We start from the raw sequence: 2,287 nt of genomic DNA on the forward strand, positions 1-2,287 counted from the left end.
CAGATTGCCGCGCCATACATTCCCGTGTCCAGGCAAAACGAGGTCGTCGTTTGAGGAAGAGCGGGTACTCCCGCCGATTTATTCGTGGCGCCAGACCTTCACCGACGATGCCACGAGAATCAAGGAGAGAGCCGGGATCAAGAGCTGATCCGACACGATCCCGAGAAGACGTCCGCCTATGAAGGTTCCCGCGATCGAGCCCAACGCCATGATGAGGACGAACGTCTTGTTGCGGGTCACGACGCCAAAGGCGCTGTCGCGGCTGTAACGAGTGAAGCCGACGATCATGGTCGGCAGACTCACGGCGAGCGAGAGGCTGCCGGCGAGCTTGATGTCGGCGTCGAAGAGCAGCACCAGAGTCGGAATCAACAGCTCGCCTCCCGCGACTCCCATAAGCGAGGCGACGATCCCGATGCCGAAGCCCGCGACCACGCCGGCGACGATCAGCAACGGTCCCGAAACGTGCGCGGACGCCGTCGTCGCGCCATGTCCGAAAGCCAGCGCTCCGGCGATCAGCACCAGAAGCACGGCGAGGATCCGATACAAGTTACGGGAGCTCAGCTTCGACGCCCATCCTGCTCCGAGCCACGCGCCCACCAAGCTGCCTGCGAGCAAATTGAGAATGATCGGCCAATTGGAGGCGACAGCTGCAAAGGGGATGGACGCGGCGCGAAACGGCAGAGCGGTCGCGACGACGATGAGGCTCATCGCCTTGTTGAGGATGACCGCCTCGAGGGCGCGAAATCGAAACGGCCCGATGAGCAGCGGCAGTCGAAATTCCGCGCCGCCGAGACCTATCAGCCCGCCGAGCGCGCCGATCGCTGCGCCGCCGACGAAAGCGAAAGCCTGCCTGGGCTTCGTCATGAGCCGATTGGTTCCACCGTTCTCGCCCACAGTGGATGACGACGCGGACTCTGACGGAACGGGCATATCGGACCTCCGATGGGTTTCGGATCGCGACGCACGACGCGATACCCGAAACAGTACGAAATCAGCCGAAATCGAAGATAGTGGTTCGCTAGCCTCGGAAACGCGGCTTCAAATGCAATGGAAAAGCATCAATGTAAATATGAAGGGATTGAAACGAGGTGACGCCGCATCAGAAATATGCGAAAAGATACGAAATGCTACCGATATGGATATAGGCCGTGCTGCCAGACGAACGTCGCGCCCTGACCGCCGAGGACGTCGCCGAGATGCTGCATGTCAGCAAGAGTGGCGTATATGGCCTGATCAAGAACGGCGACATCGGCCATTACAAGGTCGGTCGGAAGATCCGATTCACCGAGGCTCATGTGCGGGAATACGTCGAACGGTCCGGCAAGACCGCGCGCGCTGCGATACGCAATGGTCCGTCGGCGCTCGACGAGGACCGTTATTTCGATTTGTCGCCGGAACGCCGAAGCGCGAATGGTTTCGTCATCTGCGGCCAGGATCTGATACTCGACATTCTATCGAACTTCATGCGCATGCATGGCGTGATGGCGTTGCGGGCCTACATCGGCAGCTATGACAGCCTCGTCTCCCTCTATTTGGATAAGGTGGGCGCCGCGACCGCACATCTTTGGGATAGTTCGACCGACGACTACAACGCGCCCTATGTCAGAGCGCTCGTGCCCGGAGTCCGTTGCCTGATCGTGAATGTCACCTACCGCATGCAAGGCTTTTACGTCGCCAAGGGCAATCCGAAAGGCATCCGCTCGTGGCGCGATCTCGCGCGAGACGACATCACGATGATCAATCGCGAGAAGGGCGCCGGCTCACGCGTGCTGCTCGACGAAAACCTCGGCCTACTGGAGCTATACGGCAGCAGAATCAAGGGTTACGACAATGAGAACCAGTCGCATCTCACTGTGGCGAGCGCGGTGGGGAGAGGCGACGCGGATGTTGCTGTCGGCAACGAGAAAATTGCCCGACAGGTCGAGAATGTCGATTTCGTTCCGCTCAAGAAGGAGCGCTACGACATTGTCATCAAGAAGGAGCAGCTCGAGACAGCCGAAATAGCGACAATGTTGAAAATCCTGCGCTCCGATAGGTTCAGGAACGAATTCGAGAACATTGGCGGATATGATATCCGCGACATCGGAAAAATCGTCGCCGAAACGTGAGCCGGGCGCTCGAAAATTCATCGATGGTTCCGGGTCGCCGCGAGGCGCTCAATTGGTCGGACGCAATGTCGCTCTCATGAAAGTCGCGAAGATGTCCGCGAATCCCCAGTAAAGCAGACCCTACGGACGCCCCTGTCGAAGGACGGCTCATGGCGCGAGTTTCCCCCTTCCCGACGGCG

2 protein-coding genes are annotated in these 2,287 nt (G+C 59.3%); one reads left to right on the plus strand and one right to left on the minus strand.

Translation table 11 applies throughout. From position 1 onward, the window contains the following. Nucleotides 1-78: 78 nt before the first annotated feature. Entirely contained in the window at nucleotides 79-864 is a 786-nt protein-coding gene (locus A1351_RS03005; protein ID WP_064032138.1) for a sulfite exporter TauE/SafE family protein, read from the minus strand. 284 nt (nucleotides 865-1,148) lie between these two features. On the opposite strand from A1351_RS03005, the gene A1351_RS03010 reads away from it, so the two are divergent. Continuing rightward, a complete protein-coding gene (locus A1351_RS03010) occupies nucleotides 1,149-2,108 on the plus strand; it encodes a helix-turn-helix transcriptional regulator (protein ID WP_024881980.1) in 960 nt (319 codons plus the stop codon). The last annotated feature ends 179 nt before the right edge of the window (nucleotides 2,109-2,287 follow it).

The sequence above is a fragment of the Methylosinus sp. R-45379 genome (assembly GCF_001644125.1).
In the GTDB taxonomy this organism is placed as follows: Bacteria; Pseudomonadota; Alphaproteobacteria; order Rhizobiales; family Beijerinckiaceae; genus Methylosinus.